A 14,835-nucleotide genomic window follows, 5' to 3' on the forward strand; every position below is an offset into this window, starting at 1 on the left:
GCCATCCGGCTCTTTTGCATTCATTCCAGAAACACCGAGGAACCGGCTTTGTCGGGCCTCCGGTGCTGCCCCCTCGAAGGGGGTTGGCGAAGCGACACGAAGTGCGCGAAGCCTGGGGGTGATCCTTAGTAAACGACCGGCACGGGGTCCAGCGATCGCCAAATATACCAAGTCGCCACGCTGCAATACGGCGCCCAGGCCACGGCGACATCGCGGGCATCGCTGCGGCTGACCGGGTCGCCCGAAAAATAGTTCACGCTGATGCCGTTGAGCAGGCCCTGGTCGTCGACCGGCAGCACGTTCGGGCGCATCAGGTGAAAGATGAGGAACATCTCGGCGGTCCAGCGGCTGATGCCGCGGATGGCCACGAGCTCCTCGATGATGAGCTCGTCCGACATGTCTTTCCAGCGGTCGACGTGCACGGTGCCCGAATCGAAATTCAGGGCCAGGTCGACCAGATATTCGATCTTGCGCGCCGACAGCCCGGCGCCGCGCATGTCGTCGACCTTGAGCTTGAGCACGTTGGCCGGCGTCAGCTTGCGCGGCAGCGCCGCGAACTTGTCCCAGGTCGACTGCGCGGCCTTCACCGAGATCTGCTGGCCCACGATGCTGCGCGCCAGCGTGGTGAAGGCGTCGCCGCGCGACTCGAGGCAGGCCTCGCCGAACTTCGGAATGAGCCGCTTCATCACGCGGTCTTTCTTGGCCAGGTGCTTGCAGGCTTCCTCCCAATAGTCCGGCGTGTAGATGCGCACGCTGGTCTGCTGGGTGGCGGGTACGGGGTTCGTCGTTCCGTTCACTGTGCAGCCGCCCAGGTCGTTCCCGTGGGCGAATCCTTGAGCACGATGCCCTGCTCGAGGAGTTCCTGGCGAATGCGATCGGCCTCGGCGAAATTCTTCGCCGCCTTGGCCGCCGCGCGTGCATCGATCTTCGCCTGGATGGTGGCTTCGTCGAGCGTGGTGCCGGCTTGCAGGAACGCCTTCGGATCGCCTTGCAGCAAGCCCAGCGTGCCGGCCAGCGCCTTGAGCAGGCCCGCGGTGTCTGCGGATTTCGTGCGATTGACTTCGCCGGCCAGCTCGAACAGCACGGCGATGGCTTCGGGCGTGCCGAAGTCTTCGTCCATCGCCGCCTTGAAACGCGCCGCGTGGGGCTGCGTCCAGTCGATGACCACGGCCCCTGGCGCCACTAGGTCGAGCGCGGTGTACAGGCGCTTGAGCGAGTTGCGCGCGTCGTCGAGGTGCGCGTCGCTGTAGTTCAGCGCGCTGCGGTAATGCGTGCGCACGAGGAAGAAGCGCAGGCTCTCGGCGTCGTACTTCTGCAGCACTTCGCGGATGGTGAAGAAATTGCCCAGGCTCTTGGACATCTTCTCGTTGTCCACGCGCACGAAGCCGTTGTGCACCCAGAAACGCGACAGCGGCTTGTCGTTGGCGCCTTCGCTCTGCGCGATTTCATTCTCGTGGTGCGGGAACTGCAGGTCGGCGCCGCCGCCGTGGATGTCGAAAGTCTCTCCGAGCGTGGCGCAGCTCATGGCCGAGCACTCGATGTGCCAGCCCGGACGGCCGGTGCCGAAGGGGCTGTCCCACTTGGCGTCGTCGGGCTCGGTCGGCTTGGCGGATTTCCAGAGCACGAAGTCGAGCGGGTCCTGCTTGCCGTCGAGCACCGCGACGCGTTCGCCCGCATGCAGTTCGTCGAGCGACTTGCCCGAGAGCTTGCCGTAGCCCGGGAACTTGCGCACCGCGTAGTTCACGTCGCCGTTGTCCGAACGGTAGGCCAGGCCCTTGCGTTCCAGCGTCTCGATGATGCCGAGCATCTGCGGCACGTATTCGGTGGCGCGCGGCTCGATGGTCGGCGGCTCGATGCGCAGCGCACCGATGTCCTCGTGCATGGCCGCGATCACCTCGTCGGTCAGCGCGCGGATGGTGATGCCGCGCTGGACCGCGCGGGCGATGATCTTGTCGTCGATGTCGGTGATGTTGCGCACGTAGGTCACGGCATAGCCGCTGGCGCGCAGCCAGCGCTGCACCACGTCGAACGCCATCATCATGCGGGCGTGGCCGATGTGGCACAGGTCATAGACGGTCATGCCGCACACGTACATGCGAACCTGTCCAGGTTGCAGGGGGGAGAAATCCTCCAATTCACGCGACAGCGTGTTGTAGATGCGCAGACTCATGGGACTCGGAAAGCGTTGATTCGCGCACGTGCGGTACGGGCGAACAACGGTGTATTTCAGGGGTGACGGGGGGCGTGGCTACGAGGGGTTCGACGTGGCCCCTCGGCTACAATGCGACGCAGTATAAACGGCTGCCGCCGCGCAGCATCCGGGTGTTCTCCAGGCCCCCGCTCTCCCCCAATCCTGCCGAGGCTTCATGAAGCACGCCGCGTTCTCCAGACTCCCCATCGCCCTTGCACTGCTCTTCGGTCTGTGGGGCTTCGCCGCGCACGCCAACGACTACGACGACGTCAACCTCCTGCTGCGCCAGGGCAAGTCCGCCGAGGCGCTGGCCAAGGCCGACACCTACATCGCCGGCAAGCCGCGCGACCCGCAGATGCGCTTCCTGCGCGGCGTGATCCTCACCGAGCAGAACAAGACCGCCGACGCGATCACCGCGTTCACGCAGCTCACCCAGGATTTCCCGGAACTGCCCGAGCCCTACAACAACCTCGCAGCGCTGTACGCGTCGCAGAGCAAGTTCGACCAGGCCCGCGCCGCGCTCGAAACCGCGCTCAAGCTCAGCCCCAACTACGCCACCGCGCATGAAAACCTCGGCGACGTGTACGCGCGCCTGGCGGCCCAGGAATACCAGCGCGCCCAGCAGTTCGCGACCACCAATGCGAGCGTCGCGCCCAAGCTCGCGCTGATCCGCCAGATCTTCACGCCCAAGGCCGCGGCCGATGCGGCCGTGCTGCCGGCCGCGCCGCCCGAAGTGCGCAAGCCTGTGGGCCGCACGACCAAGTAACAGCCTCTTGCAATCCGGCGGTGCGCGCACAGTTGCCTCCCAACCTGCGCCATCGCAGGCCCACCGCCCTCCCCTCCACCCGCACACGGAGCCTCATTTGACGACCTCTGCACTTTCCCGTTTCAGCCGCCGCGGCGCCCTCGCACTGGCCGCGGCCCTGGCCTTCGGCGTCGCCGCCGGCGCGCACGCCCAGCAGGCCGCGCCGCGCGTCAAGCTCGCCACCTCGGCGGGCGACATCGTGGTCGAGCTCGATGCGGCCAAGGCCCCCAAGACGGTCGAAAACTTCCTGCAGTACGTCAAGGACAAGCACTACGACGGCACGGTGTTCCACCGCGTCATCGACGGCTTCATGATCCAGGGCGGCGGCTTCACGGCCGACCTGCAGCAAAAGCCCACGCGCCCGCCGATCCCGCTCGAGGCCAACAACGGCCTGAAGAACGACAAGTACACGATCGCGATGGCCCGCACCGGCAACCCCAATTCGGCCACCTCGCAGTTCTTCATCAACGTGAAGAACAACGACTCGCTCAACGCACCCAACCCCGACGGCTACGGCTACACCGTGTTCGGCAAGGTTGTCGCCGGCACCGACGTGGTCGACAAGATCCGCGCCGTGCAGACCGGCAACAAGGGCGGCATGCAGAACGTGCCCGTCGAAACCCTCACCATCAAGTCCGCCACGCTGGCGAAGTAATCCCGTTTCCGAAGAAGGAGCTAACTCATGAGCAACCCCCAAGTCGAACTGCACATCAAGAACTACGGCGTCATCACGCTCGAACTCGACGGCGTGAAGGCACCGAAGTCGACCGCCAACTTCATCGAGTACGTGAAGAAGGGCCATTACGACAACACGGTGTTCCACCGCGTGATCCCCGGCTTCATGGTGCAAGGCGGCGGTTTCGAGCCCGGCATGAAGCAAAAGCCCACCGGCGCCGAGATCGAGAACGAAGCCAACAACGGCCTCAAGAACGCCAACTACACCGTGGCCATGGCCCGCACGAGCGCACCGCACTCGGCCACCGCCCAGTTCTTCATCAACGTGGCCGACAACGGCTTCCTGAACCACACCGCCCCCTCTGCCCAGGGCTGGGGCTACGCGGTGTTCGGCAAGGTCACGGGCGGCACCGATGTCGTCGACAAGATCAAGGCCGTGAAGACGGGCCGCAAGGGCTTCCATGACGACGTGCCCCTCGAGGACGTCGTGATCGAAAAGGCAGTCGTCACTGTCGAGTGATGCACCTCAGGCACGGCGCAGCGGCATGACCCCGGTGGCGAACCCGGCTTTCTCCGAGCTGGTGGCGCCGCCCGCGTGGCGCACCGTCGACCTGATTTCCGACCTGCACCTGCAGGCCAGCGAGCTGGCCACCTTCGAGGCCTGGCAGGGCTACCTGCAGACCACGCCTGCCGATGCGCTGGTCATCCTCGGCGACCTGTTCGAGGTGTGGGTGGGCGACGATGCCGCCGCCCAGCCCGGCTTCGAGGCACAGTGCGCCGAGCTGCTGCAGCGCACCGCACAGCGCATGCCGGTGTTCTTCATGCACGGCAACCGCGACTTCCTCGTCGGCAAGGCCTTTGCCGCGCAATGCGGCCTGACGCTGCTCGACGACCCCACGGTGCTGGTGTTGCACGGCGAACGCTGGCTGCTGAGCCATGGCGACGCGCTCTGCCTCGAAGACACCGACTACCTCCAGTTTCGCGCCCAGGTGCGCACGCCCGAATGGCAGGCCGCGTTCCTCGCGCGCCCGCTGGAAGAGCGCCGCGCCCTCGCCCGCGCCATCCGTGCACAGAGCGAAGACCGCAAGCGCGATCCCTCGACCCTCTGGGCCGACGTGGACGCCGACGCTGCCCGCCAATGGCTGCAGCACGCGGGCGCCAGCGCGCTGATCCATGGCCACACCCACCGCCCCGCCGTCCACGACCTGGGCCACGGCCTGCGTCGCATCGTGCTGAGCGATTGGGACGCCGCCGCGCACCCGCCGCGCGCGCAGCTGCTGTGCCTGTCGGCCGCCGGCGCGCAGCGCGTCGACCTGCGGTAAGCACACCGAACGCCGATGTTCAAGTGGCTGCGCCGGCTGCGCACCCTGCCCCCGATTCCCGACGCCGCCTGGCGCGCCACGCTCACGCGCTACGCCTTCCTGGGCGAATTGCCGCCCGCGCAGCAGCAACAACTGCGCACGCTCGCGGCCGAGTTCCTGCGGGACAAGGAATTTCACGGCACGCAGGGCTTCGTCATCACCGACGAGGTGGCGCTGGCCATCGCGGCGCAGGCCGTGCTGCCGGTGCTGCACCTGAAGGACGGGCTCGACTGGTACGACGATTTCGTCGGCATCGTGGTGCACCCCTCCGAAGTGGTGGCGCCGCGCAAGGTCGTCGATGACGCGCTGGTCGTGCACGAATACGAAGAGGTCGTCGCCGGCGAGGCGATGGACCAGGGCCCCGTGATGCTCAGCTGGCAGGACGTGCTCGCGAGCAGCGTCAGCAGCGAGGGCGGCTACAACGTCGTGATCCACGAGTTCGCCCACAAGATCGACATGCGCAACGGCATCGCCGACGGCTGCCCGCCGCTGCCGGCCGGCTTCATGGGCCGAAGCAGCGCGCGCGAGGCGCGTGCGGCCTGGATGGCCGTGCTGCAGCCGGCCTACGACGACTTCCGCGAAAAGACCATCCTCGCCGAACGCTTCGGCGCCGAGCCGCCCTGGCTCGACGATTACGGTGCGACCTCGATCAGCGAGTTCTTCGCGGTGGCCTGCGAGGCCTACTTCGTGAACCGGCCGAACTTCGCTCGGGACTTCCCGGCGGTGCTGGCTCTCTTCGATGCGTTCTTTCGGCCTGCGCAGGCCTGACCGCCCCTCACATCTGGTTTCCTTGCTTGCGCGCGCGATCGCGGTCCGCATACCTCGTCCTGAGTAGGCGCTGATCGGGAGCGCCTTGCCTTTGCAGGCCCCAGGCGTAGCATCGCTGCGGCCATCGCCCTCCACAGCACCGCTGCGCGCCCGATGACCTGGAGCGTCGCCATCGGGGGCGGCGTTGCTTCATGTGATTCGTCCCCCGCGGATAACAACACAGGAGCAGAAAATGGTGACCTATATCGGCATGCTGAGCTTCACGGACAAGGGCATCCAGAGCGTCAAGGAAACCACCAAACGCGCTGCCGCCGCCAAGGAAACCGCCCAGAAGCTCGGCGTCAACATGCGCGAGATCTTCTGGACCATGGGCGACTGCGATGTGGTCTGCGTGCTGGAGTCCGAGGACGAGCAGGCGCTCTGTGCATTCAGTCTGGCCATCGCCATGCAGGGCAATGTGCGCACGCGCTCCCTGCGCGCCTATACCGCCGGAGAAATGGACAAGATCCTGGCCAAATTGCCTTGAGCCGGGACGGATCGACACGCATGAAAAAGCCCGCACGCGGCGGGCTCCTTCTCGTGAATGCGCGCTGGCGCCTTACTTGCGCAACAAGGCCTTCAGTGCGTTCTGCAGACGGCGCGCAGTGGCGGCGTCGTGCGCGGCGGCGAGCACCTTGCCGGCGTCCTGACCCCAGGTCTGGGCCGGCGTCGGATCGCCACGCTTCGTCAGCAGCTTGAGCTGCAGCGCGCGGCGTGCGTCGAGTTGCTCGGCGGGCGTCGGCACTTCGGCGGCCATCTCCAGACGCAGCAGCGCTTCGGCGGCATCGCCCGCGGCGGCCGTCGGTGCGGCGCCCACGGCTTGCGACCACTGGGTGCGCACGGCCGGCGTCACGGCACGGCCGAGTTCCTGCACGCTCGGCAGGCGCGCGGCATCGCGCTGCTCCCAGGCGCCGAGCACCTGCGTGAGCGCTTCGCCGTGGGCCTGCGCGGCCAGCTTGCGCAGCGCCATGTCGGCACGCTCGAGCGCCTCGCGCTGCGCGCGGAAGGCGGCATCACCCAAGCGCGGACCGCGGTCTTCGCGCGGCGGACGGTCGCCGAAACGGCCACCGCCCGGTGCGCCGCGATCGCCACCACGGGCATCGGGACGTGGGCCGCCACGGTCGTTCGGGCGGCCGGGGCCGCCGGCACCGGGACGGCCACCGTCGCGGCGATCACCGAAGCGACCCGTGCCGCGAGCGGCCGGTGCGGCTTCGGCCTTCTTGCTGCTCGGCCGGTCGTCGCCACGCATGGCGACCACGGGCTTGGGTGCGGGCTTCGGCGGCGCGGCCGGTGCGACGCTTGCGGCTTCACCTGCTTCGTGCGCGGCGCTGTCGCTGCGGGCCGAAGCATCGGCGCCGTCTGCGGGAGCGACCAGGTCGGGCGCGTCGGCCACTGCTGCCGCGGGTGCGGACGGCGTGGCTTCGGCATCGCTCGAACCCGGCGTCTGCTCGGCGCTTTCGCCGAACTCGGCGGCGGCCTGGCCGGGGGCTTCGACACCTGTCGCGCCGACCGAGGGGCCGTCACTCGTGGTGGCGGGTGCCGGAGCGGGCACTTCACCGCGCAGTGCAGCTTCGAGGCCGGCAATGGCGGCGCGGATCTTCTGTGCGTCGCCGCCGGCATTGGCCGCGTCGAGCGCCTTGGACGCATCGAGCACATGGCGGTCGTGCTCGCTCATGGCGGCCGATGCCTTTTCGCGCTCGACCGTCTTGCGGTTGAAGGCTTCGTCGATGGGTGCGCGGAACGCGTCCCACAGCTTCTGTTCGTGGCGGCGATCGAGCGGCACGCTCTGCGCCTCGTGCTGCCAGCGCTGCTGCAGCGCCTTCACGGCGTCGATGCGCAGCATCGGCTGGGCGCCCAGCTCGGTGGCCTCGGCGATCATGGCCTGGCGGCGTTCGACGCTGGCCTTCTGCGCGGTTTCGAACGGGGCACGGGCGGCGCCGAAGGCTTCATTCCACAGCGGTTGCAGCTCGGCAAACACCTTCTCGCCCACGTGGCCGGCATCGCGCCAGCGGTCGGCGAACTGGTGCAGCGCGCGGTTGTGCGCCTTCAGGTCGGTGGCGCCGGCATGGGCGGCGGCCCAGGCCTTGACCTCTTCGATCAGCGCGACGCGCAGGGCGCGGTGCTCGGCGGCATCGGCGCGCACCTTCTCGAGCCAGGCCTCGACCACCTTGTGGGCTTCGTTGCAGGCTTCGTCGAAACGCTTCCACAGCGCGTGGTTCGGCACGCCGCCCTGGTCGGCCTGCTTCCACTGGTCGCGCAGGGCGCGCAGGGTTTCCTGCATCTTGCGGCCACCAAGGGCTTGGCCTTCGGGGCGCTTGAGCAGGCCTTCGGCCTTGGCGACGAGGTCTTCGCGCACCTTGTCGGCGCTCCAGCGCTGCCAGCCTTCGAGTTCGCCGGCGGCGACCAGTGCGGCATGCACGCGGGCTTCGAGCGGCGCGTCGACCAGCTTGCCGTGTTCCTTGAGCACGGCGCGCAGCGCAGCGGCGGCGCCGGCACTGGCCTTGCCGTGGCCTTCGGCGGTTTCTTGTTCGAGCTTGGCGAGGGCGGCCTGCACGGCGTCTTGCGCCGCGGCGCGCACGGCCGGGTCGACCTTGGGTGCGGCGGGACGGGCGGGCGCGGCGGGCTTGGGCGCCACCACTTCGCCGCGTGCGGCGCGCAGTTCGTCGGCCCAGACGGGCACCGGCGGCAGTGGCGCGGCGGCATCGGCCGCTGCGGCCACGGCCTGCGCCAGCGCGCCGTGGAACGAATCGGACACCACGAGCAGCTGCGACTTGGAAGCTTCGAGCTGGGGGGCGAACTTGGCGTCGAGGCTGTTCCAGTTGGCATCGGCCACGATGTCGGCGGCCTGCTGCTGCCAGTGGGTCACGTCGGCGCGCAGCGATTCCTCGGCGGCCTGGGCGTCCTTCCAGCCCTTGGTGGACAGCACTTCGAAGCGCTGCGCCAGCAAGACGGCGGCTTCGCGGTGGACCTGCGCGCGGTGCTGCAGGTCTTCGATGCCCTTGACGCGCTCGGCCAACTGGGCCTTCAGCCCGGCCAGCGGTTCGCGCGACAGCGGCGCGCCGGCCTTGGCGGCGTCACGCTGCCAGGCCAGTGCGTCGGCGATGTTGAGCTTGGACTGCGCCAGCAGCGTTTCGGCCTTCTGCGCCCATTCGGCGGCGATGGCTTCCTGGCCCTTGGCGCGTTTGATTTCGTCGAGCTTTTCGCGCAGCAGGCGCGCGGCGCCCTTGTCGCGGCCGCTCAACTCCTTGAAGACCTCTTGCATCTGCTCGGACGAAGGGTTGCCCGCGAGCCAGTCGCGGATGCGCGCGGCGCGCTCGCCCGAGGTCGGCGCGGTGAAGGCGCCGCCGGTGAGCGTGTCGAGGGCCTGGAGGTCGTGTGGCTTGGAAGAAGTAGAGGTCACTGCGCGAAATCGTTGTCTTGGTAGAGAAAGCGAAGGCGCCGGCAAAGGCCGGCGCACATCGACATTTTCACCCAGTTGGCGAACAGCCCGCCGAATTCCGTGTCGGAACTGCGGCGCGCACCGTTCAGCGGGTTGAAAAGGGCCCGCAAGATATATGGCAAGGCGAGGCGAAAGCCAAGCCCCGCCGGCTATTTCATGGTCAAGCTCAGCTCGGCGCCGGGCTTCCAGTCGTTGCCGCTGGCCGTGGTGCGCACGGCCCCCAGGAACAGGCGCTCGCTCGGCAGCTTCTGCGCCAGCAGGTAGTCGCGCACCACGGCGCCACGCTCGACGGCGAGTTGGCGCATCGATTCCTCGTCGACCGGCACGCTGGCCAGCAACAGGTTTTCCATTTCCTTCACCGGCAGGTCCTTGGCCAGGCCGACCATGTTGCGCGGCTTGGTGATGTCGGAGCGCTTGTAGACGGCCGTGAGCAGCTCCGGGTATTCGGCATCGGTCACCGGCGCCACCTCGGTGCCGGTCTGGCCGCCGCGCACGGCGACGCGGCGCTTCTCGGCCTGGGTCAGCTGGCGCAGGCGCTGGCGCTGGTAGGCGTCGCGCTCCTTCTCGAGGCTGGAGGTACCCACCACCGTCATCTGCAGCGTCGGCCGCTCGGTCAGGGCCTTCACGACCTTGTCCAGGCTTTCTTTCGCGCCGCTGCTGAGCGTGGAACTGCCAGGCTCGAAGGTGATGGCGCTCGAGTCGCCGCTGCCGCCACCGCCCAGGCCGCCGGTCAGCAGGCTGAACGGCGCGGTCACGGCCTTGACGATCAGGTTGACCACCGCCTTGAAGATCAGCGGGCCGATGCTGAACTGCGGGTCGTTGAGCGAGCCGCGCAGCGGCAGGTCGACGTCGATCACGCCGTTGCGGTCGGCCAGCAGGGTCACGGCCAGGCGCACCGGCAGGCTGTTGGGCGCACCGGCCACCTCGTCGCCGAACTTCAGCTGGTTGAGCACCAGCTTGTTGGTGGCGGTGAGCTGGCCGTCGGGCGCGATCTTGTAATTGACGTCCATGCTCATCTTGCCGCGCTCGATGCCGTGGCCCGCGTAGCGCACCGAGTACGGCGACAGCGGCGCGAGGTCGAGGTCGCGCATCTTGGCCGTGATGTCGAGCTCGAGCGGCTTGGCCAGCGGGTTGAGCTTGCCGGTGATTTCCAGCGCCGCGGTCTGCTGCGCCTTGCCGCGCAACTCGAGGTCGGCCAGCGCCGGCCGGCCGCCCTGCCCGTTCGGCGGGTTCGACGAGAAGGAACTGAGCTTGCCGGTCAGCTCGCTCAGGTCGGCCGAGTAGTTGGGCTTGACGAACAGGTCGGTGAAGTCGATCTTGCCGTTGACCAGGCTCATCGGACCGAAGTTGATGACCGGTGCCGGGCCGCTGTCGGCCGCCGGCGCGGCAGCCACGACGGGTGCGGACGCAGCCGGCGCAGGCTCGGGCGCGCCGCCGACCATGGCTTCGGCCGACACCGGCGCACCGCCCGAAGCCCGCTGCGGTGCCGAGGCGGCCGGCGCGCGGGTCGTGGTGGTCGTGCCACCCGGGCCCTTCCTGGTGCTGGCTTCGGTGGCGGCGGCCGCGGCGGCCTTCGAGGCTTCCTCGCCCTTCTTGGTCAGGCTCAGCAGGTTCAGGCGGCCGGTGGGGTCGACGATCACGCGAGCGAAGAAATCGGTCAGCGTGGTTTCGCGCACGTCCACCGTCGGGGCCGCGTTGGGTGCGAGGCTGACCTGCAGGCCGCGCAGGCTCAGGGTCTTCCAGCTCAACAGCTGGCTGTTGTTGCGGTCGAAGCCCGGCGACTGGGTCAGCGAGACGCTGTTGGCGCGGAAGTCGTCCAGCGCGGTGTCGCCGGCCAGCTTCAGGCTCATGCCGGCCGGCGCGCTCGCGTAGCGCACCGTGCCGCGGTAGTTCGCGAAGGCGCGGCGGATGTCCACATTGAGCGCGTCGGCGTAATAGGCCTTGAAGGCATGCGCCGGGAAGGACGCCACCTCGAGCCGCCCCTCGGCCGCCAGCGGCTTGAGCACGATGTTGCCCTTGTAGTCGAAGCGCCCCGGGTCCGCGCGGCGGCCCGCGCCGATGCGACCCGACACCTGCAGCGGCGAGACGGTGTTCGTATCGGGTGCGATCTTCTGGGCCAGCAGCTTGAAGGCCGTGACCTCGATCGCCACCGGCGCCGAGCCGGCCTTGTCCGCATAGGACAGGCTGCCGTTGTCGACCGCCAGCGTGCCCAGCGTCAGCGCCCAGGGCTTGGTGTTGGCGCTATTGGGGCGCGCCGCGCCGGCGTCGGCCGGCTTGGGCGCCGCCACCTTGGCGCCGCCGGCCGGGGTCTTCAGCCAGCGCTCGAACATCCAGCGCTTCTCGTTGTCGCGCTCGACGCTCACCTTGGGGTTGGTCGCGGTGAATGACGCGATGTTCAAGGTGTGCCTGGTCATGTCGACCTCGGCGTCGACCAGTTCGAAGCGCCCGACGCTGGCCAGCGCGGTCTTGGCCTGGGTCAGCGCCAGGCCGTCGGCGGCCAGGCGGCGCGCCTTGAACTTCAGGTCGGGCTGGGCCCAGGACACGTCGATCTGGCCGCTGAGCTTGCCGTCGAGCGTGGGCTCCAGGCTCTGCGCCAGGTACGGCGCGGCCAGCGACAGCGGCAGCGCCTCGACCTCGGTCTGCACGTCGGCGACCTTGTCGGTGGCGTTGCCCTTGAACTTCAGCGTGGCGCCCGCGACGGTGGTGCTGCCGTCGAACTGCGCGGGCTTTTCCATGGGCCAGGTGACGGCCGTGAGGTTGATGCCGAGGTCGGTGAGGTCGATAGCTGCGGCGGGCTTGACGGTTTCGTCGCGCCAGCCGACACGGCCGCCGTCGAGCGCGATCTTGTCGACCTGCACCTTGAGCTTGGGCTTCTCGGCGGCCGGATTGCCGCCCGGGGCGCTGGCGGCGGGCGCGGGCAGCGGCGCCGCCTTTTCGGCCGCGCCGGTCGCCGGGTCGGTGGCCATCAGGTTGAGCTGGCCGGCGGCGTCGCGCGCCACCACCAGCTGCGGCTTGGCCAGCGCGACCTCGCTCAGGTGGAACACCGACTCCAGCGGTCGCACGTCGGCCAGCGCCAGCTTGAGCGAGTCGAAGCCCAGCAGGTCGCGCCCGCGCGCGTCGCCCAGCTTGGCGCCATGGGCCTCGACCGTGCCCGTGATCTTCAGGCCGATGGTGTTGGTCTGCTGGAAATCGATCTTCAGGTCGGCATCCAGGCTGCCGGCCTGCAGCTTCACCGGCAGGCCGCCGGGGATGTAGCCCAGGTAGGGCACGAGGTCGAGCCCCTTGAACTGCACGTGGGCGTCGGTCTTGCGGCTTTGCGCGAACGGGGTCGTGAAGGCGGCCGAGTCGAACTGGCTGCCGTTGAGCGCAAAAGCCAGCTTGGGCTCGGTCTTGATCTCGCGCTTGGAGGCGAGGTTGCTCAGGAACGGCACGTTCAGCATGAAGCCGCGCAACTCGTGCCGGCGCTTCACGGTCTGGTCGTCGAAGTCGACCGCGCCGTCCTTGATCGAGATGTTGTAGATCGCGAAGCGCGCGGGCTCGGCCTTCGGATCGGGCGGCGGGCCCGAGGCCAGCTTGGCCAGGATGTCGTCGATGTCGTACTTGCCGTCGGCCAGGTGCGTGAGCAGCACCGCGGGCGCCTCGACCGTCACCGCGTCGATCACCGGCGCAAGGCGGAACAGCGATTGCAGTTCGGCGTCGGCATAGATGCGCTTGATGGCCACCTGCGGCTGCTTGCCGTCGGCGGTGGCGATGCGCAGGTCATTCAGTGCGAGCTCGAGCGTCCAGGGCTTGAAGTCGATCTTGCCGACGGTAACCTGCCGGCCCAGCTTTTCGCTCGCGATCTTCTGGAGCTGGCTCTTGGCAATCGGCGGCACCGCCAGCCACGCGATGACCCACAGGGCCAACACCACCAGCAACGCGACAACCCCACGCCGCACCCATTTGTTCTGTTTGATCGAAGCAGCATCCATCCGCAGAAGTGTGCCGCAAACAGATGCCAACAAAGTCTGCGAAAACGTGAATGCGTTCCCTTTTGGCGAGGCATTGCGATGCCCGCGCGCCCCTCGACAGGATCGGTAGGCCGAAAGTGTGAGCCCCACAAACAAGAAAGCCCGGTGAGTCGACGAAGTGTCTTGTCACCGGGCTTGATGGCGGGCTCAAAACCCATGCCATCGATTCGCGCGACCGGAAGTAATGGTTCCCGCCGTGCTGGCAGCAAGAGATTGCCGCCGTGGAGTCCTCCATCGTTCGAGTCCTTGACTTGCACCTCGGACTGCCTGACTTCGGAAAAACGCCTGAAACCTCAGGCCCGTCCAGATTAGGCGTCCCACCCTTCCTTTGCAAATCCCTTTTTCCAAGGGATTTCCCGTAGGCCAGCTCCCCCTGGAGCCCCCTCGAACGAGGGGATTCTTCAAGCATTTATTAACATATGAAACCAAATCCTTATGCTTGACCGTGTATTTAGCCACGATAGAATCCCGCCTGCCCTTGCTGCCGGACGCAGCAGGGCCTCCCTGAATCCGCTGCCGAATTCCACCGGCGTGATCAGGCCGCCGCGCTCCCTACCCCACACACCCTCCATGCGCGGAGCCTGATTCGTACATACCAATCCAAGCGCCGCTGCCTTCATCCACCGCCCTTTCAGGCGCTGCATGCCAGGTGCCGCACAGAAAGGAAAAAAGCGATGAGCAAGGCGTTTGATGCCACAGCCCGCGGGCTACGGACCTTCGTGTCCGATGTGGCAGACGGCTTTTTTGAAATCACCCACAACGGGTTTGCGTTGGTCGGCCTGGCCATCGTGTTCGCGGCCCTCGCCCTCGTGGCGCGCCCCGACCTGCGCAAGACCGGCGAGGAACAACTGATGGGCTGGCTGCAGTCGCGCAAGCCCGCGCCCGAACCCACCGACCTGGAACCGACCGCCATCGAGCGCACCACGGCCGCAAGCCCCGACGAGTTGCCCAAGCAGCAGGCGGCGGTGGCCTACTGGCTCAGCAAGAAGTACCGCGTCGCGGCCGAGCCGCTGAGCGTGCTGGTCTCCGAGGCCTACCAGATCGGCAAGCGCACCAAGCTCGACCCGACGCTGATCCTGGCCATCATGGCCATCGAGTCCAGCTTCAACCCGTTCGCGCAAAGCCACGTCGGCGCCCAGGGCCTGATGCAGGTCATGACCCGCGTTCACGGCGACAAGTACGAAAGCGCGGGCGGCACGCTCACCGCCTTCGACCCCGTGACCAACATGCGCGTCGGCGTGAAGGTGCTGCAGGAATGCATCGCCCGCGCCGGCTCGCTCGAAGGCGGCCTGCGCTACTACGTGGGCGCCGCCAACCTCGACGACGACGGCGGCTATGCCGCCAAGGTGCTGGCCGAACACGAGCGCCTGCGCCAGGTCGCCGCCGGCCGTGCGCCGTCGACGATGGTCGTGCCGCCGCCGACCACGGCGCGCGCACAGCCGATTCCGGTCGTGGCACCGGCCAAGCCTGCAGGCGAAGAGCCCGCCACCGGCAGCGAACCGGCCAAGGTCGCCCTGCTCTCCGCAGTTTCCTGAGGCCTTGCCGGC

Annotated in this window: 11 protein-coding genes; 7 read left to right on the forward strand and 4 right to left on the reverse strand. The window is 68.1% G+C overall.

The annotated features are described in order from the left end of the window. Positions 1-125: 125 nt before the first annotated feature. Complete coding sequence (locus AC1RLW_RS06360; protein WP_095947831.1) at positions 126-797, reverse strand: DNA-3-methyladenine glycosylase family protein; 672 nt, start codon at positions 795-797, stop codon at positions 126-128. Continuing rightward, positions 794-2,170, reverse strand: coding sequence for a cysteine--tRNA ligase (cysS, locus tag AC1RLW_RS06365; RefSeq protein WP_493192504.1), 1,377 nt, complete (start codon positions 2,168-2,170; stop codon positions 794-796). Before cysS ends, AC1RLW_RS06360 begins: the two co-directional genes overlap by 4 nt. A gap of 196 nt (positions 2,171-2,366) precedes the next feature. Between cysS and AC1RLW_RS06370 the strand changes: the two genes are divergently transcribed. The 6 genes from AC1RLW_RS06370 (at position 2,367) to AC1RLW_RS06395 (ending at position 6,326) form a co-directional block, all read left to right on the forward strand. Continuing rightward, on the forward strand, positions 2,367-2,957 hold the full coding sequence (locus tag AC1RLW_RS06370; protein WP_139705495.1) for a tetratricopeptide repeat protein: 591 nt from the start codon (positions 2,367-2,369) through the stop codon (positions 2,955-2,957). A 97-nt stretch (positions 2,958-3,054) separates the two neighbouring features. Next, positions 3,055-3,651 (forward strand): peptidylprolyl isomerase, encoded by a 597-nt coding sequence (locus AC1RLW_RS06375; RefSeq protein WP_369632594.1) that lies wholly within the window; start codon positions 3,055-3,057, stop codon positions 3,649-3,651. Between the two features lie 27 nt (positions 3,652-3,678). Further along, positions 3,679-4,191, forward strand: coding sequence for a peptidylprolyl isomerase (locus AC1RLW_RS06380; RefSeq protein WP_070060416.1), 513 nt, complete (start codon positions 3,679-3,681; stop codon positions 4,189-4,191). 25 nt (positions 4,192-4,216) lie between these two features. Next, complete coding sequence (locus AC1RLW_RS06385; protein WP_070060415.1) at positions 4,217-4,993, forward strand: UDP-2,3-diacylglucosamine diphosphatase; 777 nt, start codon at positions 4,217-4,219, stop codon at positions 4,991-4,993. Positions 4,994-5,008: 15 nt separating this feature from the next. Beyond that, positions 5,009-5,800 (forward strand): M90 family metallopeptidase, encoded by a 792-nt coding sequence (locus tag AC1RLW_RS06390; RefSeq protein WP_493192505.1) that lies wholly within the window; start codon positions 5,009-5,011, stop codon positions 5,798-5,800. Between the two features lie 232 nt (positions 5,801-6,032). After that, positions 6,033-6,326 (forward strand): GYD domain-containing protein, encoded by a 294-nt coding sequence (locus AC1RLW_RS06395; protein WP_095745032.1) that lies wholly within the window; start codon positions 6,033-6,035, stop codon positions 6,324-6,326. A 72-nt stretch (positions 6,327-6,398) separates the two neighbouring features. Here the strand turns inward: AC1RLW_RS06395 and AC1RLW_RS06400 are convergent, their stop codons facing one another. Together AC1RLW_RS06400 and AC1RLW_RS06405 are read right to left on the reverse strand one after the other, a co-directional pair. Further along, on the reverse strand, positions 6,399-9,239 hold the full coding sequence (locus tag AC1RLW_RS06400; RefSeq protein ID WP_493192506.1) for a DUF349 domain-containing protein: 2,841 nt from the start codon (positions 9,237-9,239) through the stop codon (positions 6,399-6,401). A 188-nt stretch (positions 9,240-9,427) separates the two neighbouring features. Next, positions 9,428-13,249: a DUF748 domain-containing protein gene (locus AC1RLW_RS06405; protein ID WP_493192507.1), complete on the reverse strand. Its 3,822-nt coding sequence runs from the start codon at positions 13,247-13,249 to the stop codon at positions 9,428-9,430. A gap of 713 nt (positions 13,250-13,962) precedes the next feature. Between AC1RLW_RS06405 and AC1RLW_RS06410 the strand changes: the two genes are divergently transcribed. Continuing rightward, positions 13,963-14,823, forward strand: a complete 861-nt coding sequence (locus AC1RLW_RS06410) for a lytic transglycosylase domain-containing protein (protein ID WP_062481551.1) — start codon at positions 13,963-13,965, stop codon at positions 14,821-14,823. The last annotated feature ends 12 nt before the right edge of the window (positions 14,824-14,835 follow it).

The organism is Variovorax sp. GW822-FHT04A09 (assembly GCF_058801005.1).